Annotated in this window: 7 protein-coding genes; all 7 read right to left on the reverse strand. The window is 51.5% G+C overall.

Annotation, left to right across the window (positions count from 1 at the left end):
- Positions 1 to 99: 99 nt before the first annotated feature.
- The 7 genes from PAEAM_RS30335 to cdaA all read right to left on the reverse strand — a co-directional run bounded on the left by PAEAM_RS30335 (position 100) and on the right by cdaA (position 24,566).
- Entirely contained in the window at positions 100 to 15,069 is a 14,970-nt protein-coding gene (locus tag PAEAM_RS30335) for a non-ribosomal peptide synthetase (RefSeq protein ID WP_243391509.1), read from the reverse strand.
- Between the two features lie 102 nt (positions 15,070 to 15,171).
- On the reverse strand, positions 15,172 to 15,399 hold the full coding sequence (locus PAEAM_RS30340) for a hypothetical protein (protein ID WP_100529903.1): 228 nt from the start codon (positions 15,397 to 15,399) through the stop codon (positions 15,172 to 15,174).
- 423 nt (positions 15,400 to 15,822) lie between these two features.
- Positions 15,823 to 17,106 (reverse strand): diaminobutyrate--2-oxoglutarate transaminase, encoded by a 1,284-nt coding sequence (gene ectB / locus PAEAM_RS30345; RefSeq protein WP_100529904.1) that lies wholly within the window; start codon positions 17,104 to 17,106, stop codon positions 15,823 to 15,825.
- A gap of 1,191 nt (positions 17,107 to 18,297) precedes the next feature.
- The gene (gene glmS, locus PAEAM_RS30355; RefSeq protein ID WP_036668148.1) at positions 18,298 to 20,130 is read right to left on the reverse strand and encodes a glutamine--fructose-6-phosphate transaminase (isomerizing); all 1,833 of its coding nucleotides are present in this window, start codon (positions 20,128 to 20,130) and stop codon (positions 18,298 to 18,300) included.
- Positions 20,131 to 20,830: 700 nt separating this feature from the next.
- Positions 20,831 to 22,171: a phosphoglucosamine mutase gene (gene glmM / locus PAEAM_RS30360; RefSeq protein ID WP_100529905.1), complete on the reverse strand. Its 1,341-nt coding sequence runs from the start codon at positions 22,169 to 22,171 to the stop codon at positions 20,831 to 20,833.
- 72 nt (positions 22,172 to 22,243) lie between these two features.
- Entirely contained in the window at positions 22,244 to 23,737 is a 1,494-nt protein-coding gene (locus PAEAM_RS30365) for a CdaR family protein (RefSeq protein WP_165790109.1), read from the reverse strand.
- Positions 23,730 to 24,566, reverse strand: a complete 837-nt coding sequence (cdaA, locus tag PAEAM_RS30370; RefSeq protein ID WP_017692119.1) for a diadenylate cyclase CdaA — start codon at positions 24,564 to 24,566, stop codon at positions 23,730 to 23,732. Before cdaA ends, PAEAM_RS30365 begins: the two co-directional genes overlap by 8 nt.

Raw genomic sequence — 24,566 nt, forward strand, 5'->3', positions numbered from 1 at the left:
CCTGCGCGTTTACGGGCTTGATTTACGGACTTGCAAGTTGTTCGCCGTCTTTCTTGGATGCGCACCACTTTCGGTTGACGGCGGAGCGCGCTTGTATTATTAGAACGCGAATTCGATCGTATCGACGGCACTCTTTGCGCCTGCCGCCGGTTTATGACATTCAATCCGGCTTAGCTCAAGTTGTGGATTTTCCACAATTTGAGACAGTACCCGTAGGTAATCCTCAGTCAAGGTGCGGATCATCGTTTCTTTGAACAGCTTGGTGGCGTAGAAGAAGCCCCCGCTCAATGCCCCTTCGTTTTCATACATAAACAGCGTCAGATCAAACTTCGCTTCCTCCAAATGGTCAAGCTCGTAATTCTTCAGGCTGACCCCTTCCAGTTCGGCGTCTCGTTCTTCGATATTTTGCAAGTCGAAAACGGCATCGAACAACGGGAAGCGGCCCGGCTCCCGCTTCACATTCAAACGCTCCACGAGATCCTCGAATGGATAATCCTGGTTCTCAAAAGCACCCAAAGCCGTTTCCTTCACTTCTTCCAGGTAGGACAAGAACGTTTTGTCGCCAGACGGACGATTACGGAGCGCCAGCGTATTAACAAACATGCCGATGACCCGCTCCAAATCGGCGTTAGTTCTTCCAGCCACCGGGGTGCCCACGATCAAGTCCTCCTGACCGCTGTACTTGGACAGCAACACAGTATAGGCCGCAAGCAGCACCATGAACAGTGTGCTTTCACACTCGGCAGCCAATTCGCGTAACTGCGCAGAGAGAGAAGCTTCGACGTCGAACTCCACATGCGCGCCTTCGTAGCTACGAACGGCAGACCGTTCGTAGTCCATCGGCAGGTCCGCTGTGGGCAGCTCGCCTTCGAAGGTTTGCAGCCAGTACGCTTCCTGCCGCCCGATTCGCTCTCGGTGGGCCTTCGACTGCTGCCAAACGGCATAATCCTTGTAATGAATGCGCAGGGGTGGCAGCTGTTCTCCGGCGTAGAAACTCGAGAACTCCTCCATCACAATCGCCATCGATACACCGTCGGACACGATATGGTGCATATCGAAAAGGAGAATACGCAGGTGCGGCTCCAGCTCGATGACCCCGGTGCGCAGCAGCGGCGGTTGGCCGAGATCAAACGGACGAACGAAGTTGCGGACGATCTGCTCGATTTGATCTGAATCCTCTGTATCCGCTTGATGGTGCTCGATAGCAAAATCGACCTGTGGGTATATCCGCTGAACCACTTCGCCCTTCATCATTTCAAAACCGGTGCGCAGCGATTCATGCCGTGTTATCAATTTCCGCAAGGCGGCTTCCAACCGGTCTAAATCAAACTCACCTTCCACCTGCACCAGTTCCGGCATGTTGTAAAGCTGATCTGCTCCATCCAGCGTGTGCTGAATGAACAGCCGTTTCTGCGCGGAGGACAGAGGGTAATACTCTCTCTGCTCCGCTTGAGGAATGGCCTCATGCTCCCGCCGTTCCATCCGGGCAATCGCCTCGGCCATCGCCGCAATCGTCGAGTGGCGGAATACGTCGCGCAGCGGGAGGTTGACGTTTAGTTCCTTAAATACCTTGCCTGCCAGTGACGTCGCTCGCAGGGAGTGGCCGCCAATGTCGAAGAAGTTGTCGTAAACGCCAATCTCCTTCGTAAGCCCCAGCACCTCCTGCCAAATCACCGCCAGCTTCATTTCCAGCTCATTGCGCGGTGCGACATACTCCGTTCCACTTCCCGCTTCCCCTTCCGGCGCTGGCAGCGCCCTCCGGTCTATTTTCCCGTTCGGTGTCAGAGGCAGACGCTCCAGCTCCACGAAGTACGACGGGATCATGTAACCCGGCAGCTCCTGTGCCAGGGCACTGCGCAGATCGTTCACTGCCAGCTTCGCTCCAGTATCCGGCGTGTAATACGCACACAGCACCTTCTGCCCATTCGCATCACTTCGAACCAGCACCACCGCTTCGCGCACACCTTCCACACGCAATAGCTGCGACTCGATCTCTCCCGTCTCAATCCGGTAGCCCCGAATTTTCGCCTGGTTGTCGATCCGGCCGATGAAGTCCACGTTGCCGTCCTCCATCCACCGCGCCAAATCTCCCGTGCGGTACAACCGCTCGCCCGCGGTGAAAGGGCTGTCTACAAACTTCTCTTCCGTCAGCTCTGGGCGGTTCAAGTACCCAAGCGCCACACCGACTCCGCCGATAACCAATTCGCCCAGCACGCCGACTGGCACCGGGTTCAGATGTGCATCCACGATGTAAAACTTCGCATTCAACCACGGTTTGCCAATCGGGACATGGCCTGTCTGCGGCAGTTTCGCCAACTCCTCGTCATAGAAACTGGAGTCAATTGCCGCTTCCGTCACACCGTAGGCATTAATAATGCGGAACGACGAGCCAAACCGCTCCTGCAAGGTACGGTAATCCGCTACACTGCAGCTGTCCGAGCTTGTGATCAACAGCTCCATCCCGCTCATCTCCAGCCCCTGCTCGTGCACGTATTCCATAAACGGCACGATCAGTGCCGGTGTTGATTCAAAGATCGTCACTTGCTCCTGCTCTATCCAGTGGTGCAGACGAGACGGATCAATTCGGTCGTCCTTCGGTACAATGACCATGGTGCCTCCGTTATACAACGTACGTGCGATATCGCCCACGAAAACATCAAACGAGAAGCTTGCGAGTTGCAGCAGTCGCACCGGGAACTGATCCAACCGGTATTCCCGTCGGTAGCCCGCTGCCGTGTTCACTAGGCTGCGATGCTCGATCATCACGCCTTTTGGCTTGCCCGTCGTTCCCGATGTGTAGATCACGTACGCCAGATCCTCTGGGCGGGCTTCATGGAAGCTATCCATGCCAACAACATCAACATCAACATCATCCACAACATCCAGATGGTTCCGATCCGCACCGTTCACAGCACCCGTTAGTTTGCCAGAGACCCGACTGGAAGCCATGTTGGAGCCTTGATCAAAGCACATCGGAGCATTTGCCCGATCTTCGCTGTACGACACTTCGTCGTCGAGGTACAGCACCGACATCAGCGCCAGCTCCTCTTCGCTGAGCCAGGCCTCGGCACGTTCTCGCAGCGGCGTTTGTGTCAGCAGTACCTTCGCTCCGCTGTCTTCGAGCATAAACCGCACGCGGTCCGCCGGATAATCTGGGTCGAGGGGGACATACGCCCCGCCGGCTTTCCAGACGGCCAGCACGGCCACCAGCAAGTCCACCGAACGCTCGGCGAGAATGCCAACGATTGACTCCCGGCCGATGCCATTTGCACGCAGCGTGAGCGCTAAGCGGTTCGCTCGCTCGTTCAGCTCCACATACGTTAGGCGTTTATTTTCATACACAACGGCCTCCGCTTCCGGCGTACACTCTGCCTGTTTCTCAAACAGACGGTGGAACGTAGCCGCAGGAGCCGCTTCTAGCTGCGCTGGATTAAACGCACTGAGAACTTGTTCTTTTTCCTCTGCTGTCAGCAAGTTCAGCTCGGCAATCTTCGCATCTGGACGGTTTACAATTGTCAGGAGCAACTGCTCGTAATGTTTTGCCAGCCGTTCAATCGTCTCCCTTTTGTAAAGAGCTGTCGCATATTCAAAGCTGTAATCCAAGCCGCCGTTCTCCTCGCCCACATCCAAGCTGATATCAAACTTCGCAGTATCAAGTACGCTCGGATAAGGAATCAGGCGAAGCCCTTCCAGCTCAAATTGCTCGTTCTCCGTATTTTGCATCGTAAACATCGTGTCGAACAGCGGATTACGGCTTAAGTCACGGGTGACTTGCACCTTGTCCACCAATTGTTCGAACGGATAGTTTTGATGCTCAAAGGCACGCAGAGTTGTTTCTTTGACTTCGTTCAGATATGACAGGAATGTTTTCTCCGAAGACGGATAACTGCGAATCGCCAGCGTGTTTAGGAAAATCCCGATCAACGGCTGCACATCTCCATGATTCCTTCCGGCAATCGGCGTACCAACAATTACGTCTTCCTGACCTGAATATTTATGCAAAAGCACGTTATACGCCGCAAGCAGCACCATAAACAGCGTCGTGCCCGTTTCCGAAGCCAGCTGTTTCAGGCCGCCGGTTTTTGAAGCGTCGAAGGAAAACTCCAGCGTTTGACCTTCGTAGCTCTGTACAGCCGGACGTGGATAGTCGGTCGGCATTTCCAGCACTGGAAGCTCGCCCTGGAACATGTCCAGCCAATACGCCCCCTGATGCTGAAGCCGTTCCTGCTGCTCCTGCGAATGCTGCCAAACGGTGTAGTCTTTGTACTGAATGCGTAGCGGTTTCAATTGCTCTCCACCATACAAACGTACGAATTCTTCAACAAAGATTTCCATTGAAACGCCGTCAGAAATAATATGATGCATGTCGTACATCAGAATATGGCGTTCCGGAGCCAGCTCAACAAGGCCTACCCTCAACAGCGGTGGCTTAGCCAAATCAAACGGACGGACGAAACCGTGAACCACCGCTTCGACCTCTTGCTCATCCGCTTGATAGAACTCCACGGCAAAATTCACGTCCTGGTAAACCCGCTGTGATGCTTCTCCGTCCACCATTTCGAACCCGGTGCGCAACATTTCATGCCGCGCCACGAGCTTACGGAATGTTTCTTCGAACCTTGCCCGGTCCAAAGCACCCTCCAGCAGCATCGCTTCCGGCATGTTGTAGCTAAGCTCCACACCTTCCAGCTGATTCAGGATAAAGAGACGTTTTTGAGCAAAAGATTGCGGGTACACCTCTCGGTCATCCGCCACCGGAATGGCAACGAATGTCTGCTCATCCAGCCGGTAAATGACGGCCGCCATGCTCTCGATCGTGAAATGGCGGAACACGTCGCGCAGCGGAAGATCCACGTTCAACTTTTTATGAATCTTGCTGACCAACGTTGTCGCGCGCAGGGAGTGGCCACCGATGTCGAAGAAGTTGTCGTGAACACCAATCTCCTTCGCAAGCCCCAGCACCTCCTGCCAAATCGCCGCCAGCTTCGTTTCCAGCTCATTGCGCGGTGCGACGTACTCCGTTCCGCTTCCCGCTTCCCCTTCCGGCACTGGCAGCACCTTCCGGTCTATCTTTCCGTTCGGTGTCAAAGGTAGACGCTCCAGCTCCACAAAGTACGACGGGATCATGTAACCAGGCAACTCCTGCGCCAGCGCACTGCGCAGATCGTTCACCAACAGCTTCGCACCGGTATCCGGCGTGTAATACGCACACAGCGCCTTCTGACCGTTCGCATCACTTCGAACCAGCACCACCGCTTCGCGCACACCTTCCACCCGCAGCAACTGCGACTCGATCTCACCCGTCTCGATCCGGTAGCCCCGGATTTTCGCCTGGTTGTCGATTCGGCCGATGAAGTCCACGTTGCCGTCCTCCATCCACCGCGCCAAATCTCCCGTGCGATACAACCGCTCACCCGCGTTGAAAGGGCTGTCTACAAACTTCTCTTCCGTCAGCTCTGGACGGTTCAAGTACCCGCGCGCCACACCGACTCCGCCGATGACCAGCTCGCCCAACACCCCGACCGGTACTGGGTTCAGTTGTGCATCTACGATGTAGAAATTCGCATTCAGCCACGCTTTGCCAATCGGCACATGGCCTGTCTGCGGCAGCTCCTTCAATTCTTCGTCATAGAAACTGGAGTCAATTGCCGCTTCCGTCACGCCGTAGGCGTTAATAATGCGGAACGATGAGCCAAAACGCTCCTGCAAGGTCCGGTAATCCGCCACACTGCAGCTGTCCGAGCTTGTGATGAGCAGCTCCATCCCGCTCAACTCCAGCCCTTGCTCGTGCACGTATTCCATAAACGGTACGATCAGTGCTGGTGTTGATTCAAAGATCGTCACTTTCTCCCGCTCTATCCAGTGGTGCAGGCGAGACGGATCAATCCGATCATCCTTCGGTACAATGACCATGGTGCCTCCGTTATACAACGTGCGTGCGATATCACCCACGAACACGTCAAACGAGAAGCTAGCGAGTTGCAGTAGCCGGACTGGGAACTGATCCAACCGGTATTCCCGCCGGTAGCCCGCTGCCGTGTTCACCAAGCTGCGGTGCTCAATCATTACACCCTTCGGCTTGCCTGTCGTTCCCGACGTGTAGATCACGTACGCTAGGTCCTCAGGACGAGCTTCATGGAAGCTGTCCAAGCCAGCAGCCTTCAGATGACTCGGATCATCGCTGTTCTCAGCACCCGTCAGCTCGCCGGAGACTTTACCGGAAACCATGCTGGAGGCAAGCGGTGCATTCTCCCGGTCTTCGCTGTATGACGTTTCGTCGTCGAGGTACAACACCTTTGCAAGTGCCAGTTCCTCTTCGCTGAGCCAGGCTTCAGCACGCTCTCTCAGCAGCGTTTGTGTCAGCAGCACCTTCGCTCCGCTGTCTTCCAGCATGAACCGCACGCGGTCCGCCGGATAATCCGGGTCAAGCGGTACATACGCCCCGCCCGCTTTCCAGACGGCCATCATGGCCACCAACAAATCGACCGAACGCTCGGCGAGAATGCCAACAATCTCCTCCCGGCCGATTCCACTTGCACGCAGCGTTGTCGCCAAGCGATTGGCCCGCTCGTTCAGCTCCGCATACGTCAGCCGATCATTCTCGTAGACAACGGCTTCCGCTTCCGGAGTGCTCTCCGCCTGTTCCTCGAACAGTCGGTGGAATGCGGCCACAGGAGCCGCTTCCGGCTGCGCCGGGTTAAACGCGCCGAGAATTTGTTCTTTTTCCTCTTCCGTCAGCAAGTCCAACTCGGCAATCTTCGCATTCGGATGGCTTACAATCGCCGCAAGCAAATGTCCAAAATGAATCGACAGCCGCCGGATCGTGCTTTCTTTATAAAGAGCCGTTGCGAATTCAAAGTTGCACTCCAGTCCGCCATTTTCTTCCGTAACATCCACACTCAGGTCGAACTTGGCCATACCATATTCGCTAGGGTACGGGGACAATTTCAGCCCTTCCAGCTCAAACTCTGACTCCTCCAGGTTTTGCAGGGAGAACATCGTGTCAAACAGCGGGTTGCGGCTCAAATCCCGGCTAACCTGCACTTTATCGACGAGTTCTTCGAACGGATAATTCTGATGCTCGTAAGCGCCTAAAGTCGTTTCTTTCACTTCTTCCAAATACGACAGGAAGGTCTTCTCCGAAGCCGGATAATTGCGGATCGCCAGCGTGTTGACGAACATTCCAATCAAAGGCTGCGTGTCGCCGTGCGTTCTGCCCGCAATCGACGTTCCGACGATCAAATCATCCTGACCTGTGTATTTATGCAAAAGCACGGTATATGCGGCAAGCAACACCATATATAGCGTCGTTCCTCTTTGAGCGGCCAGCTGTTTCAAGCCTTCGTTCGTTGCCTCGTCCACGAAGGACGTCAGCGTATGTCCCTCATAGCTCTGTACAGCAGGACGCGGATAGTCCGTTGGCATTTCCAGAACCGGCAGCTCGCCCCGGTATCGGTCCAGCCAGTAAGCTTCCTCGCGTTTCAATTGAATTTTTTGCTCGTCCGATTGCTGCCATACCGCATAGTCCTTGTACTGAATGTGCAAAGGCTCTAATGACTCACCGCCATACAGACGAACGAGTTCCTCAACGAACACGTCCATCGAAACCCCGTCGGAGATGATATGGTGCATGTCAAACATCAGTAAATAACGATCGGCTGCCAGCTCTACGAGCTCGGCACGCAGCAACGGTGGCTTCGCCAAGTCGAAAGGTCTGATAAAAGCCTGCACGGCTGCAAACGCTTCTTCCTCGTTCGCATGTCGACACACGACGGAAAAATCAACGCTCTCGTAAATACGCTGTACCGCTTCGCCTTGTACGACCTCAAATCCGGTTCGCAACGTTTCATGACGTTGGATCAGTCCGCGGAAAGCTTTCTCCAGCAGGCTATGGTCAATTGATCCTTCGAGCAGCAGCACACCCGGCATGTTATAGCTCTGCTCGGCTCCTTCCAGCTGATTCAGGATAAACAGCCGCTTCTGAGCTGAGGAAAGTGGATAATACGCTCTTGCGCCTACCAGCGGAATCGACGAGAACGAATGTTCTTCGATCCGGGAGAGGGCGAGAGCCATCTGTTCGATCGTTGAGTAGCGGAATACGTCGCGCAGAGGCAACTCGACGTTCAACTCCTGATGCACCTTGCTCACCAGTGTCGTTGCCCGCAGGGAATGGCCGCCCAAGTCAAAGAAGTTGTCATGAACCCCGATGTGCTCCAATCCAAGCACGCTTTTCCATATTTCAGCCAAGTTGGCTTCGAGCGGAGTCCGAGGCGGAGTATGTCCTTCGCCTGGCTGCAAGCTCTCCTCAGGTGCCGGGAGGGAGCGGCGGTCAACCTTGCCATTCGTCGTCAGCGGGAGACGCTCCAACTGGATCAGGTACGTCGGGATCATATAGGCCGGCAGTTCCTGAGACAGCACGCTCTTCAGCTCGGCCGCCGGAAGCTCACAGTCCGCTTCATAATAGGCGCAAAGCTGCTTTTCGCCGGACACGTTTTCCCGCGCAAATACTGTCGTTTTCCGAATTCCCTCCACTTTCTGAAGCTGAGTTTCGATCTCGCCCAGCTCTATGCGGAAGCCACGAATTTTCACTTGGTCGTCCGTTCGTCCCACATATTCAATCGTGCCGTCCGGTAGCCATTTCGCCAAATCCCCCGTCCGGTACATGCGCTCTCCTGACGTAAAAGGATTGTGCACAAATTTCTCCGCCGTCAGTTCCGGCCGGTTATTGTAGCCCCGTACCAAACCTTCTCCGCCGACACATAGCTCCCCGACCACGCCGATCGGCAGCAGCTTATTCCGGCTGTCGACGATATACACCGTCGTATTGCTGATTGGTCGTCCGATAGGAACGGTAAGCGCCGACTCATCAACGAAGTCGACCGGAAGGTACGTGGTAAATATCGTGCTTTCCGTCGGTCCGTACACATGGTTAAGCCTACCCGCTCCAAGATGGGCGAGTGCTTTACGTACATGACCAACCGAGACACGCTCTCCTCCAAACAAAATCGCCCGGACATCCCGAAAACAATTGACATTCACATCTACAAGCACGTTGAAGAAAGCCGTCGTAATAAACATGACCGATATGCGCTGGCGCTGGATGAGATCCGCCAGTAGACCAATTTCCAGCAACGTCTCGCGGGGAACCAGCACCAGCCGCGCCCCGTTGGTCAAAGCACCAAAAATATCGAAAATCGCTCCGTCGAACGAATAGCTCGAAAGCTGGAGGACATGATCGCGATTGGTGATGTGAATATAATTTGTATTTTGCACAACGCGCACAATGTTGCGGTGCGAAACAAGGTTGCCTTTTGGCTTGCCCGTCGTGCCTGACGTATAGATCACGCAGGCCAGATCTGTCGCTTCAATCCCTGGATTTAGGTTTGTTCCGTCCTCGTGATAGAAGGACTCGTCATCCAGTAAGATCAACGAGTCCACACCCGCCAGGCGCTCGCGCAAGCTGCTTTGTGTCAGCATGACCTGCGCTCCTGAATCCTCTATCAAGAAACGGATACGCTCCTCTGGATATTCCGGGTCAATCGGTACGTAAGCGGCTCCGGCTTTGTGTGTTGCCAGTATACCTATAACCATTTCGATGGAACGCTCAGCCATAATGGCGACCAGACGTCCTTGGGATATCCCGTGGCTGCGCAAGGTACGGGCAAGGCGGTTGACACGTTCGTTCAGCTCCCGGTAAGTCATCTCTTGCTCATTCATGGAGATGGCGGATGCATCCGGGATGTACTCCGCCTGCTCTTCGAACAATTGAATGAGCGTCTGCCCGCGCGGAAATTCCGTCGTGGTGTCGTTAAAACGTCCGAGAAGGTCGGCCTTTTCTGCCTCCGTCACAAGTTCCAGCTCGCCCACGGTAATTTCCGGGTTATCCGTTACCTGCTCCAGCAGATGCACGAGATGCCCCTTGAGCCGCTCGATGCTGTCTTTATCGAACACTTCGGCGTTAAAGTCGAATCGAATTTCGATCTCGGCTCCCGGCATCACAGTCACGTTGAAGTTATAGTTCGTCTGCTCCTCCATCTGAACGTCAGCAATTGTCAGGCCGCCGTGCTGCTGGTCCCCCGCCTGCTCCATCTGCTCGTCCACCGGATAGTTCTCGAAAGCGATGATATGGTTGATCAGATTCTGCTTTTGCACGCTACGCGCTTGAATTTCATACAGCGGATAGTAATCATAACGCCCGGAATCCAGCGCCCGCTCTTGGAGCTTCGCCATCAGGTCGGTGAACACGGTGTCCACTTCGCTATTGACGCGGACCGGCACCGTATTGATGAACAGCCCGATCATAGACTCAATGCCCGGGATTTCCGCCGGTCTTCCGGCAACGACACTGCCGAATACGGCATCGTTTGTTCCGTTATATTTTTGCAGCATTACGCCCCAAACGGCTTGCAGCAGCGTATTGACTGTAACCAGGTGCTGTTTCGCCACCCGGTCCATCCGTTTGCTCAAGTCCTTGCCTAGTTCGGCGGTGACGTGATCAGCCATAAATCTGCCGCTCGGCGCTGGTTCCTTTTGCCCTGGAAGTACGGTTTGCCCTTCGTAGCCTGCCAGGAACGCTGTCCAATAGCCGGATGCCGCCTGATCGTCCTGTTTCTCCAACCATTCGATATAATCGCCATAATCCGATCCTTTACCTCCCGCTGGCTGCTTCCCAGAGGTCAGGGCCGAGTATATCTCAAACAACTCCTGCGTCAGCTGAGCCAGGCACCAGCCATCCATTAAAATATGCTGGAAACTCCACAGAACGTGATAACTTTGCTCTTCGGTGCGCAGAATCGTAAACCGAACGAGCGCATCATGTTCCATGTCGAAGCCACGAAGCTTGTCCTCCTCGGCCTTTTCATCCAAGTAAGCTTGTTTCTCGTGTACCTGCAAATGAAGCAGCTCTTCATATTCAAAGCCGACTGGCTTATCGCGGTATATGATTTGCAGCGGCTCGCCCGCTGGTCCATTCACAAAATTCGCCCGCAGCACCAGATGACGTTTTGCAAGCTCCATCCAGCTCCTCTCAAAAAGCTGGACGTCGAGCGCTCCCCGCATCGTAAACCGCGTCTGCTCAAAGTAAGCTGCCGTTTGCTGGTCAAGCGCGCTGTGGAACCACATACCCTTCTGCATCGGCGTCAGCGAGTAAATATTTTCGATTTCCCCGAGATTGCTCGGGCGCTGGGCGATTTGCTCCAATTCTGTGATGGTCAAGCCTTTAAATTGCACGTCGCTTGGCGTCAATTCGGTGTTCTCTTTGCCTGCGCAGTGGGTAATGAGCTCTCGGAGACTTTGCTCAAGCCGCTGAGCGAAGGCTTCCATCGTTTCCTTGCGATACTGCTTCCGGCTGTAGCTGAGATCAAGCGATAAAGCACCGTCCAGCACCATACCGTTGATATCCAGCAAAAAGCTGCGGGCCTGCCGGTCGCTAGCCGGGCTGCCACTGGAATAAGAAGATGCTCCGATCTCGCCCTGGTTGACATCATCGTCGAACTGGCCGAGGTAGTTAAAATTAATTTCCGGCTCTGCGCCCCAAACCAAGCCATCCTCCGATTTCGAAAGATAGCGGCATATGCCGTACCCAAGCCCCTTGTTCGGAATGCGGCGCAAGTTTTCCTTGACCTGTTTAATCTGATAGGTCAAATCCCGGTCAGTTTCCGGCTCCAGGACGACCGGAAACTTGGTCGTAAACCAGCCGACTGTACGCGTGATATCGATATCCGTTCCGATCGATTCACGTCCGTGTCCTTCGAGATTGATCCGCACCCGTTCGTGCCCCGTCCATTTGCGTAAGGCTATGCCGAGCGCCGTTACCAAAATATCATTCATTTCGGTGTTGAAGGCACGGTGAACCCGCTTCAGTAGCAGCTCCGTTTCTTCGGGAGCCAAACGGACAAACAGCGATTCGCTGTCCTGCTGCGTCGTAACGTCCGCCTCCATATCCTTCGGCACGGCCGGAACCTCCATTTGATCCACGGCCTGCCAATAGGACCGTTCCTTCGCCATCTCTGGGCTTTGCGCGTAAGCAGCCAACTGCTCGGACCAAGTGCGGTACGCATCTGTTTTCGACGGGAAACGAATTTCTTCGCTTTTGCCAATCTGCTCGTAACCTAGAGCGAAATCCTCCATTAAAATGCGCCAAGACACGCCATCTACCACGGCATGATGAACCGCGAGCAGCAAATGATCTCCATCCTCGCACTGGAACAGTCCCGCCTTCATGAGAGGCCCGTTCTCCAGATCGATGCCTGCTTGAATGTCCGTTGCCTTCGCTTCCACAGTCTGCGTGGGATTCTCCGCATCCTTGAAGTCGAACACGTCCAGCGTGAACATCTCGTCTTCCTGAATCGCGCGGTTCCGTGCGCTAAACCCTTGTTCCGTTTTGCGGAACACCATCCGTAAGGCGTCATGATGCTCGGCCAGCTTTTGCAGCACCTGACGTACCATCTCTTCGTCGAAGCGTTCCTTCCGGTACAGCATCACCGACTGGTTGAAATGATGTGGGTCCGCAAAGGAGCTCTCGAAAAACCAATGCTGAATCGGCGTCGGCGCCGTTTCACCCGTAATTTCGCCTTGATCGATGGTACGTCCGATCGGTATCACATGCAGGCTTAGCTGTGAGATCGTCGGATATTTGAACAAATCCCGAATTTCCAGCTTGTACCCGGCTTGATGAAGCCGCGAAGAAACTTGAATGGACTTGATCGAGTCTCCACCCAGCTCGAAGAAATGATCCGTTACCCCAACGCGATCGGCGTTCAATACCGCCTGCCACACATCGGCAAGCGTCCGCTCGGCTTCATTGCGTGGAGCTACGTACTCGCCGCCGGTCAGTGCGTTTCCTTCCAGGGCAGGCAAAGCCTTGCGGTCGATTTTGTCGTTCGGGGTGAGCGGCATCTGCGGAAGCTGAACAAAATGTGCCGGAATCATGTAATTCGGCAATTTTTGCGCCAGCGCGCTTCTCAGCTCGCCGAGCGTAAGAGGGAGACTAGCGACCAGGTAAGCGCACAGTTCTTGCCCACTTTTGCCTTCCCGCGCAATCACAATCGTCTCCTGCACCGAGTCGATCTTCAGAAGCTGCTCTTCAATCTCACCGACCTCGATTCGGAATCCACGGATTTTCACCTGATGGTCGATCCGGCCCAAGTACTCCATATTACCGTCCGGCAGCCAGCGGGCGAGATCTCCTGTCCGATAAAGGCGTTCTCCCGGCGCAAACGGATGTTCCACGAACTTCTCTGCCGTCAGCTCCGGTTGGTTCAGGTAACCTCTCGCAAGTCCCACGCCTGCCACGCACAGCTCGCCGTCCACTCCCGGAGGCACAAGTTGCAGGTGGGCATCCAAAATGAAAATCTGATGATTAGACAGCGGGCGCCCAATCGGAATGACTCTGCGCTCCGGCTGCTGCTCATCCGCATCCCAAAGCGTCGTAACAATCGAAGCTTCGGTAGGCCCGTAAGCATTGAAATAGTGAACCTTCGCTTTCCACTGCTGCACGAATTCGGCCGATACCGCCGAACCTCCCGTTACAAGCTTTGTTAAGCTGGGAAGACGGTCCGGGTTCAAATGAGCGCTGTACGTCGGGGGCAGAATCGCCGCCGTAATCGCATGCTCGTTCATATAACTCTCGAACAGACGAGTGTCGAGAATTGTCTCGGCCGTCGGGATGTACAAAGCCGCGCCAAAATAGAGTGCTTTGAAAACTTCCCAGCAGGATGCGTCGAAGGACAAGCTCGCAAATTGAACGATCCGGTCATGCTCCGTAATGCCCAGCCTGTCTGCGAACATCAACTTCAAGCTGACCAAACCACGATGCTCCAGCATGACCCCTTTGGGTTTGCCCGTTGTACCTGACGTATAAATGACATAAGCAAGATCATGTGGACCACTGGCCGCCTCCAGGTTCGAGCCATCGTCGCTATAAGCCTGCTTGTCATCTAGCGCCAATACGGTCCCTTCGAACGGGACTTGCTGTAACAGCTCTCTTTGAGTCAGCAGCAGCTGCGCGTTCGAGTTCTCCAGAATGTAGCGAATACGTTCTTCCGGGTACTCCGGGTCGATCGGCACGTAGGCACCGCCAGCTTTCAGAACCGCCAAAATGCCAATGACCGTCTCCAGCGATCTCCTAACCATCAAGCCTACCAACTGATTGGGCAGCACACCGACCGATCGTAGCGTACGCGCCAGCTGGTTCGCCCGTTCGTTCAACTCTGCGTATGAAAGCCGCTGCCCCTCAAAAACAACCGCCGTTGCCTCGGGCACACGATTCGCTTGCTCCTCCACAAGCTGATGAATCGTCCGATCACGAGGATAGTCCTTCTCGGTATCGTTGAAGCTTTGTATTAATTGAAATTTTTCGTCCTCCGACAGCATGTCCGCTCGTACGATGTCCAGCTCCAACTCATGAAGCCCCACGGACAGTAGGCGATTCAGATGGCCGACGACCCGATTCATGAACTCGGAGTCATATAAGTGCTCGTTATATGACAGCGCTAGCTGTATCGTCCCGCCGGCTAAACTGAATTCAAACGAACAGTCTGTGACTACGTTTTGCCCAATTTCGTCCAGATGCAGCTCCTTAAGGGATACTAGCGTATGGACGAAGGGTATCCCTTCTGCATATTGCAGATCCAGCTTCTCCGTCATTTTCAAGAACGGAATATGTTGATGCTGAATGGCTTCCGGCAAAGAAGTTCTCAATTCGCTCAGAAGCGTTTTAAAAGTTGCCCCCACCGAAAGCGAGTTTTTCAAAATGACCGTATGATTAACGGATCGACGCGTCTCCCCCTTTTTCGGCACAACCGGCATGCCGACCAGGATGTCTGAAGCTCCTGTATATTTATGCAAGAGTGCCTGAACACCGGCGAGCAAAATCATAAAGGCAGCCAGCGGAGCACCCTTGCTCATTTGAAGGACGCGCTGCGCCGCTTCCTCCGAAAGCGAACCGCCAACGGTTTTCACATTGGGCACCAGGGAGTTTGGAGCTTTGTTGTAAGGCAACCGCGTCAAGGTATAATCGTCACTACCGAATTTTTCGTTCCAAAACAACGTTTCTTTTTCAAAAGCCATCTGGATCGTTCCCCTCTCTTCATCGGTAAAAGCAATCCGGCAGAGCATATGCCGAAGCAATGCTCCACTCCTTTTCAAACATCTGACAACAATGTCAATGGCTTACGCCATGTCACCGCTTCGATTGTCCGGTTGATCACATGCGGCAATCCTCTGCCTAGCAGCTGTACAGCTCGGCTCCCATGCGTAAAGGACAACAAACATCGTTCTACGCAAGGATGCGGCTGCTTCGGACTCCTCTGCTTCAATAAGATTGCTGCGGACGAGCCACCCGAAGACGGGATTTGGTTTAACTTGGGGTTCGGAATTGGATTTGGGGATAAACGACAAGGAATGTTCCTCCTGTCGATGTAAGGCTTGCCGCAGGGTTCCGGCCGTCCAGCAGGAAGTCGACCGTACCTCCTGATTTGGTACCCGAGCTGCCTTTGACGAAGCCTATGTTTAAGGGGTATTGATACACTCTATGTACGATTTGATTATTCCCCCACAGCCCTGGTGTGGATAAGTAAAGATTCGGCTGCGGGGTAGTGAGCTTTTCCTGACGATTAAATTTAACGAGGGTACTGCATGAGGCTCAAAGAATGCTCCGTATGGCACGAACGGGACTGCGCTTGGATTGCCGGAGAATTCCATGCTGATTGACGTTACCGCAGGTAGCATGAGGTGAAAGCGCTACCTTAACATCAAGTCCGCACGCCCTCCGGAAGGCACTTTCGTGCCTCTTGCCGGGGGCGACCATCGGCTTGGCCAAGCTTAGGTCGTTACTAGTAAATCCTTGGTCTTCTGAGAGATCACCTGCTGCATACTGGACTTGATAATGTCGCAGCCGGCGGCCAGATGCTCCATCGAGACGGTCAGCGGAGGCATGATCTTCAGCACACAATCTCCTCTGCCGGCTCTTTCAATGATGAGCCCGTTCTCGAAGCTGATATCCGTCACCCGCTTCGCCCCGGCTTCATCCATGAACCCCGAGACGTCAATGCCCCAGATCAGGCCGAGTCCGCGGATGGCGATGGACGGATGCAGAGGCTTAATTTCTTGATCAAGGAACGAGCGCACATATTCTTCCTTCTGCTTCACCTGAGCTTCCAGTTCGGTTCTGTCCCGGAACTCGAGAGCAGCCTTCGCGGCCACAAAAGCCAGCTGGTTGCCGCGGAAGGTGCCGTTGTGCTCGCCCGGCGTCCAGATATCCAGTTCGGGCTTCAGCAGCAGGAGGGACATTGGCAGGCCGTACCCGCTGATCGACTTCGACAGGGTAATGAGATCCGGCTCGATCCCCGCACGTTCGAAGGAGAAGAATTCGCCTGTCCGGCCGCATCCTACTTGAATCTCGTCTGTAATGAGCAGAATATCGTGCCTGCGGCAAAGCTGCTGCAGCTCACGTAGCCACTGTGCTTCTACAACGTGAATTCCGCCTTCGGCTTGTACCGTTTCAAGCAGGATCGCGGCCGGCTTATCGATTCCAGAGTGCGAATCAGTCAGGATATTCTCGATATAACCGAGCGTATCCATTTCAGCGAAAGCCCCGCTCGGGTGCGGCATGAACGTAACTCCGTCCAGAGGAAGCCCCGCCCCTTCTCTCATGGACTTGGAGCTTGTCGCCGACAGACTGCCGAGCGACATGCCGTGGAAGCCACCCATGAATGCGAATATTCCACTTCTCTTCTTCGCCTTGCGTGCGAGCTTCAGGGCCGCTTCCACCGCATTCGTCCCTGTTGGACCGCAGAATTGAAGCTTGTAATTCAGCTTCTTCGGCTCCAGGATCCGCTCGGAGAAGCTCTGGATGAATTCACGCTTGGCCATTGTATACATATCCAGACCGTGCATAATCCGGTCGGAGGTCAAGTAATCGAGAACCCGGTCTTTAATATAATCGTTGTTATGGCCGTAATTGAGTGCCCCGGCACCTGCAAAGAAATCAATATATGCTCTTCCGTCCTCAGAATATAAAAGGTCTCCCTTGGCCCGGTCGAATACCACCGGAAAGCTTCTGCAGTAAGATCTTACGTTGGATTCCAGCTTTTCAAAAATGCTCACTCGCTTCATCCTCCATCGGAATTGGGATAAGGTTGGCTCTATCTTTCCGAACCTTCCTTTCTAAACCTTCTGACGTCATGGAGTAACATATTCTAGGCTGTCATTTTCCACAATTGTTGGTCCCCACATGCCGGCTTGTTGGTTAGCCAGTATACTGGTCTCTCGCACACAGCTTGGATGGGTATAAAAAACCCTACAATTCCATTTATTAGAATAATAGGGAATAAGACCTAGGTTGAATTATATCAAAATTTACAAGAATGTATAGTGAAATTTTTGTTAAATATAGTCATTATATTGTTAAATTTGGTTCATAAAACATTATGTGTTAACATTTTTCGTTAAAAAGAGTGAATGTAGAAGAAACGTTGGGAATGATTTGACATCAATCAAGGAATTCGACGAGTGTTGACATTCAGTCACTTAACAGGTAAATTTGGTATATATTCCCTTTAAATATTCTTTGCCGGTGTTCCGATTCCTTGCACTTTGTAATTTTTAACTTGATTACCTGACCAATTTCTGAAAGCCTGGCTGGAAACTGGCCATAGCGTCCGCACGGATGGTAGCCGACATCGTTTTGTATCACGTCTTCTTCTCTACGCCTCTGTTAGAGGGAAATATATTCTGTTCCTCCTTGTCAAACCGTACGTGAGGTTTTCCCTTATACGCTTTCCGATGTCCTTCACTCATTTACATGCAGATTACAATCGCGTTCTGAGTCCGAATTGAACGGTCAATAAATTTTACTTCGCGTAATAAGCTTCTTCATCGAGCGCATTGTTGCTTCTTGGCATACCATTTTGTGAGTTGCTGAAAGATGTACCCGTCACGTTCAGTCATCTTCCTTTACCATTCAAATGATCTTTTATGATCGATCCGCATCCTTCTTGGGATATATTTGCACTTACGAGTTGCGAATGTTAATGATTCACTTTAAGAAGTTGATTACAATCGTGCACGAAGAATATTTCAAATGTGAGAATTACAAAAGGATACTCTTCCTAAGGTGCTCTATAATCTGATGCATTTTCATCCAATGAATGACCGCAATCTACAATGCAAAAACACAAATAAGGTGGTTCTAATATTCAGAACCACCCTCCTGAAACATCAAAAAAGTCCTGATGACTTAGAGTCATCAGGACCATTATTTTGTTTATACTGTATTAGTTTACTGAATTCCTTACCTTACTCAACCGTTACACTTTTCGCCAGGTTACGTGGTTTATCTACATCATGACCCAGTGCCAGGGAAGCATAGTATGCCAGCAATTGCAGCGCAACTACAGACAAAGCAGGGCTAAGCAGTGGCAGCGTCTTAGGAATCGCAAACGCTTGGTCTACGGATTTCAGCAATGGTGCTACGTGCTCTTCGTACGTAATTGCCAATACATCTGCGCCACGTGCTTTTACTTCCTTAATGTTGCTCACTGTTTTCTCAAGTACGTTCTCCTGCGTTGCCAGGGCAATAACAGGGATACCGTCTTCGATCAATGCAAGCGTACCATGTTTCAACTCACCCGCAGCATACGCCTCGGAGTGAATATAAGAGATCTCTTTCAGCTTCAAAGATCCTTCTTGAGCTACTGCATAGTCAAGACCACGGCCAATGAAGAAGAGATGTTCATGTTTGGAGATTTGCTCCGCATATCCTTTGATTGCTTCCGCTTGCTCCAACATGGATTCCACTTGCTCAGGCAATGCTTGCATTGCTGCCAGCGTGTGTTCAATCTCTTCTGCAGATTGAGTACCACGAACTTGTGCAAGGTACAGACCCAGCAAGTTGAACGCGATCAATTGCGAAGTATAGGCTTTGGTAGAAGCTACTGCAATTTCAGGACCTGCCAATGTTGCGATAACATCATCTGCATCACGTGCAATGGAGCTGCCCACTACGTTTGTGATTGCCAGTACATGTGCACCATTGGATTGTGCTTCACGCAATGCAGCAAGTGTATCGGCAGTTTCACCGGATTGGCTCACTACGATTACAAGTGTATCTTTGTGCACGATTGGGGAACGGTAACGGTACTCGGAAGCCACATCAGTTTCAACCGGAATACGTACCAATTGCTCAATCACTGTACGTCCAACCAGACCTGCATGGTACGCTGTACCACATGCAATGATTTGAACGTTACGGATATTTTTAATTTGTTCTTCAGTCATTTTCAACTCAGGAAGTTGAACTTTTTTGCCTTCATTATCGATGCGACCCAGCATAGTATCACGATATGCTTTTGGTTGCTCATGAATTTCTTTCAGCATGAAGTGCTCAAATCCGCCTTTTTCTGCGGTTACAGCATCCCAATCGACACGAATCATTTCCCGAGAAATAAAGTTACCTTCAATCGTCATCAATTCGACAGCATCATGTGTCAATACAGCCATTTCACCATCATTCAGAATGTACACGTTACGTGTATGTTCCAGAATTGCCGGGATGTCGGAACCAATGAAGTTCTCGCCTTCACCAATACCAATAATCAATGGGCTTGCTTGACGCACAGCCACGAGTTTCTCAGGCTCATGCTCTGTCAATACACCCAGTGCAAATGCGCCACGCAACAACGTGATCACTTTTTGAACTGTTTTGACGATATCACCATTGTATTCACGTGCGATCAGGTGAGAGATAACCTCAGTATCTGTCTCGGAAGTGAACGTGTGACCTTGAGCCATCAATTCGTCCTTCAGATCCAGGTAGTTCTCAATAATACCGTTATGCACAACAGAGAACTTTTGGCTTCCATCCGTGTGTGGATGAGAGTTCTCATCCGATGGTTTACCATGAGTTGCCCAACGTGTGTGTCCGATTCCGGCATTACCTACCAGTGGTGCACCATCCAGCTTGGCTTCAAGATTCGCAAGACGACCAAGAGCTTTCGTGATTTGCAGACCTTCCGGTGTGAATACTGCGATACCTGCAGAATCATAACCACGATACTCAAGTTTCTTTAATCCTTCGACCAATACCGATTGAGTGTTCTTATTACCAATATATCCAACAATACCGCACATAATTTATTTCCTCCGTTTGTATATGAATACTGTGTCACGAAGAGAAACAGGCAGAGGCGGCATATCGGAAAAATGAGTGATTGCCTAGCGTTTCATGAATACTTGGTACTTATTCAATTATCAATGATCAGAGCGACCTCGTGTCGCCCCGCTGTCATCATAAGCTGTAATGAATGCAATCATGAATGTACATCATTTTCCCGTCCGCGTACTGTTTACGCTCTTCACGCACATTCATTTGAACTTTAGTTTAACTCTTGCACCTGCACCGGCGCGTTGTGTGGACAGTCACCTATCCATTTTCCGCAATCCGGTTTACGGCTCTGGTGCTTCACCGGGAGGTCCCCGCCGAACAATCCGAACACCTCCACCTCGTCAGCTTGATTGCCGTTGATCTTAATCAGCGTTCTTCAACCTAGAAGAAATCCTGATCAACATCATCCCGCGCAACTCCAAGCTCTGGCGCTTGTATAACTGTAACCTTACGTTCCTCACTTTCTGTGTCTGAATGACGACTCCACTCATTATATGCACGTCAGGTCCATTTTGCAATGGAGCAAAGTACCTGTGACAATTTTAGCATATTTACCTACAATCCCGACCGGATAAACAGACCTATGGTCTCATCAGGCCGGGACGCAGGAATATCCATGCATAAGTCCTAAATCATGTTATATTAAGCCTCTTACATCTTCCAGTCCTATACCAGCTCTTTTTGCACTACATCTGCGATTTGAGACACAAATTGTTCAAGTTCGTCTTTATCTGGTCCTTCCGCCATAACACGGATCAGAGATTCAGTACCTGAAGCACGAACGAGTACACGTCCATTATCCCCGAGTTGTTGTTCTACTGTAGCAATAGCTTGCTCGATTGCAGCATTGCCCTCGTATTTACTCTTATCTTCAACACGCACATTCACCAATACTTGTGGGTACTGGGTCATTAGCGCTTTTAGTTCACTCAGTTTTTTACCGGAAGCCTTGAGCGTATCCACGAGTTGAATCGCAGTCAGCATACCGTCTCCTGTTGTATTGTAATCCAGGAAAATAACATGGCCAGATTGTTCTCCACCCAAGTTGTAACCGCCGCGACGCATTTCCTCCATCACATAACGATCACCTACTGCCGTTTTAGCTGTTTTCAGTGCAAGTTTCTCCGTTGCTTTGTAGAATCCGATGTTACTCATAACGGTCGATACAACAGTACTGTCCTTCAACTTGCCTGCACGATTCATCGCATCACCACAGATACACAGAATGAAGTCTCCATCCACCTCAGCGCCTGTCTCATCAATAGCAATCAGACGATCCGCATCCCCGTCAAAAGCAAGACCCAGATCTGCTTTATGTTTGAACACTTCTTGTTTCAGGTTCTCTGGATGAGTTGATCCACATTGCTCATTAATATTCAGGCCGTTAGGCTCAGCGCCAATGGCAATGACTTCTGCACCTAGTTCACTGAACAATTTTGGTGCCAGTTCATAAGCTGCTCCGTTTGCACAGTCCAAAACAATTTTAAGTCCAGAGAACGATTCATTTACAGTCGTTTTCAGGAAATCAAGGTAACGATAACGGGATTCTTCATCTGTCGTTACAGTACCCAGTCCGCCACCAACTGGCCGTGGCAATTGATCTGTCTCCGCATCCATCAGTTCTTCAATCCGGTTCTCTGTTTCATCAGACAGCTTGAAGCCATCTCCACCAAAGAACTTGATTCCGTTATCCTCAACCGGATTGTGGGAAGCCGAGATCATCACGCCCGCGTCAGCTTTCAACAAACGTGTAATATACGCCACTCCCGGAGTGGATACAACGCCCAGACGGATCACATCAGCGCCAATGGACAACAGACCTGCAACCAGTGCGGATTCCAACATCAATCCCGAGATACGAGTATCCATGCCGATAACCACTTTTGGTCTTTCCACACCACCTGCAAGCACGTAACCACCACAACGTCCAATGCTGTAAGCCAGCTCTGCCGTTAACTCTTTATTGGCAACCCCTCTTACACCATCTGTACCAAAATATTTCCCCATGATTTAACTCCTTCTATTCGCATCATATACGAGCACTATTATTATTTTTTGAGAATTTTAAAATTAGAACGTTTACGGATTCGCGCCACTTTTACTGCCAGTACCGCTGTTATTATTATTTAAATTACCTCGACTGCTTGTGCTCCCCTGTTGGCCCTGATCCTGAGTATCCGTATTCGATTCCGTTTCTTCTTCATCAGGAACAGGCTCTGTTTCCCCATTTTCAACCTCGGCTGGTGTTGGGTCAGGTGCTACCGTTCCCTCGTCCGTCGGTTCTTCGCCAGGAGTGGTCGTGGTATCTTCAGCCTTTTCGCTAATTTTGACCGTCGCACTCAATGCATTGGATGATTCATCCAGTTTGGCATAACGGGGCAGGTCGGCTTCAAGCTTGATCTCATGCGTTCCGACCGCAAGTCCAGCAAGATCCCCGGTTAACGTGAGATCATCACTACTCAGACCCTCAAGCATACTTGCTGAGCCTGTAAGGGTGAGGTTCAGACCGCCGCTTCGAGGCGTAACCAGCGTCCCTTCCAGTCCATTTCCCGCACCGGTAAGTGTGATGGGGACGTTCGGAAAGACTTTGGTTGTCTCCTCTGCCTCGTCAAATGGTGATATGGTTACCTTGATCTGAATCGAACTAGGCTCGATTTTCTCAAAACCGGAAGGCGGCGTCAAGTCCACGTTAACTGTCGATGTACCCGACTGATCAAACTGTGTAAGATCAAGGGTTACTTGGTCGTAGGACTGTATACCTGCAAGCGCATCCTCTGATCCATAAACCGAGACTTCTTTCACGTTTGCCTCTACCGTGGAGAGTACCAGGCCTTCCGGAAGCTGTCCCGAATATTTGATTCTTAAGGGTACAGATGTATAGGGCTGATTGACCGGAACTCGGACTTCAACCGTTTGAGGCGTTATAATCGCATTTTCAAGGACCTTGCCTTCAGCATCGTATGCTTGAAGTTTCACTTTTTTCTGTATGACATCTTCCTTGGCATCTTTCACGCTCACACTGCCCTGGACCTTCGCTACAGCCTCGAGTTGCCCTTCGGGCAGAGTTACCTTAACCGGCGTCGAAGGTTCAGTTACGGGCGTTCCAGCGCTGTATCCGGCGGATGGTTCCCCTTGGGGTACAATATTCACATTGAAGGATTTGGTGCCCAATTTTTCTACGTTCACCGTAACCATGGAAGGTTCCATGCTGACCACTTCTACCCCGGAAGGCAAATCAGGTACAAGTGGCAGTGTATTGGACCCATCTTTCACCTGACTCAGATCGACCAGTACCTTGTAATCGTCATTCGTAAAAATCGATGTTAGCATCGAGCGCTGTCCTTTAATCTCCAACCGGACCTCATCCGTACTTAATGAAGTGAGCACATAGCTGTTGCTGTCTAATCCATAAGGTTGAACAGGCACCGTACGTTCCACAACCTTGTTGGTTGTCCCTGTTGTAATCGTAGGGGTGGTTGGTACTTCATCCAGATGAATCATGAACCAGAGCAACAGGCTCACCGCAAGCGCAAGTATTTTGGCAAAGTTATTATTGTTAAACCACTTATCCATTGTTACGTCCTCCCTTCCGTTTCCAGAAGGTTGTCCAGCCATTCTTTTTCAGATTGGATGTAGGGCGCAACTCCTCATACAGTTTGGCAATCAGCGATTCTTCCTTAATATCACGAACGACCTGTCCATTCATTGCAAGTGACACTTGTCCAGTCTCCTCGGAGACAACCAAACAGATCGCATCTGCAACTTCGGTAATCCCGATTGCTGCACGGTGACGTGTTCCCAATTCCTTACTGATAAAAGGATTCTCTGATAATGGCAAATAACAAGCTGCCGCCGAAATCTGTTTTCCCTGTATAATAACGGCTCCATCATGGAGCGGTGTATTTGGAATAAAGATGTTAATCATCAGCTCCGAGCTGACCAGAGAGTGCATCTTAATGCCCGATTCCGTGTAATCGTTCAGACCTGTTTCACGTTCAAATACGACCAAAGCGCCAATTTTACGCCGTGACAAATAATTAACTGACTTAATAATCTCACCAATTAACACGGTTAGTTCTTCATCACTCGCTGCCGCTGAACGTCCAAACAGCTTACCGCGTCCCAATTGCTCCAGACCACGACGTAGTTCCGGCTGAAAGATAATGAAGACCGCAACGACACCAAACGTAAACATCTGGTTCATTAACCATTTGAGCGTATACAAGTTTAGCCACGTACTTAATGCCCAGATCAGCACAAGGAACAGAATCCCTTTTAGGAGCTGAACCGCACGTGTCCCCCGCACAAGCAAAATCAGTTTGTACATAATATAGGTAACGATCAATATATCGATAACGTCCTTAATGGACTCTGTCCACGTTAAGTCAGCAAAATAATTCAT

Source organism: Paenibacillus sp. GM1FR (assembly GCF_002803315.1).
Lineage (GTDB): Bacteria > Bacillota > Bacilli > Paenibacillales > Paenibacillaceae > Paenibacillus > Paenibacillus amylolyticus.

Coding starts and splice junctions, on each gene's coding strand:
- glmM (WP_100529905.1), bottom strand. CDS start 22,171: ATGGGGAAATATTTTGGTACAGATGGTGTAAGAGGGGTTGCCAATAAA.
- PAEAM_RS30335 (WP_243391509.1), bottom strand. CDS start 15,069: ATGGCTTTTGAAAAAGAAACGTTGTTTTGGAACGAAAAATTCGGTAGT.
- glmS (WP_036668148.1), bottom strand. CDS start 20,130: ATGTGCGGTATTGTTGGATATATTGGTAATAAGAACACTCAATCGGTA.
- cdaA (WP_017692119.1), bottom strand. CDS start 24,566: ATGAATTATTTTGCTGACTTAACGTGGACAGAGTCCATTAAGGACGTT.
- PAEAM_RS30365 (WP_165790109.1), bottom strand. CDS start 23,737: ATGGATAAGTGGTTTAACAATAATAACTTTGCCAAAATACTTGCGCTT.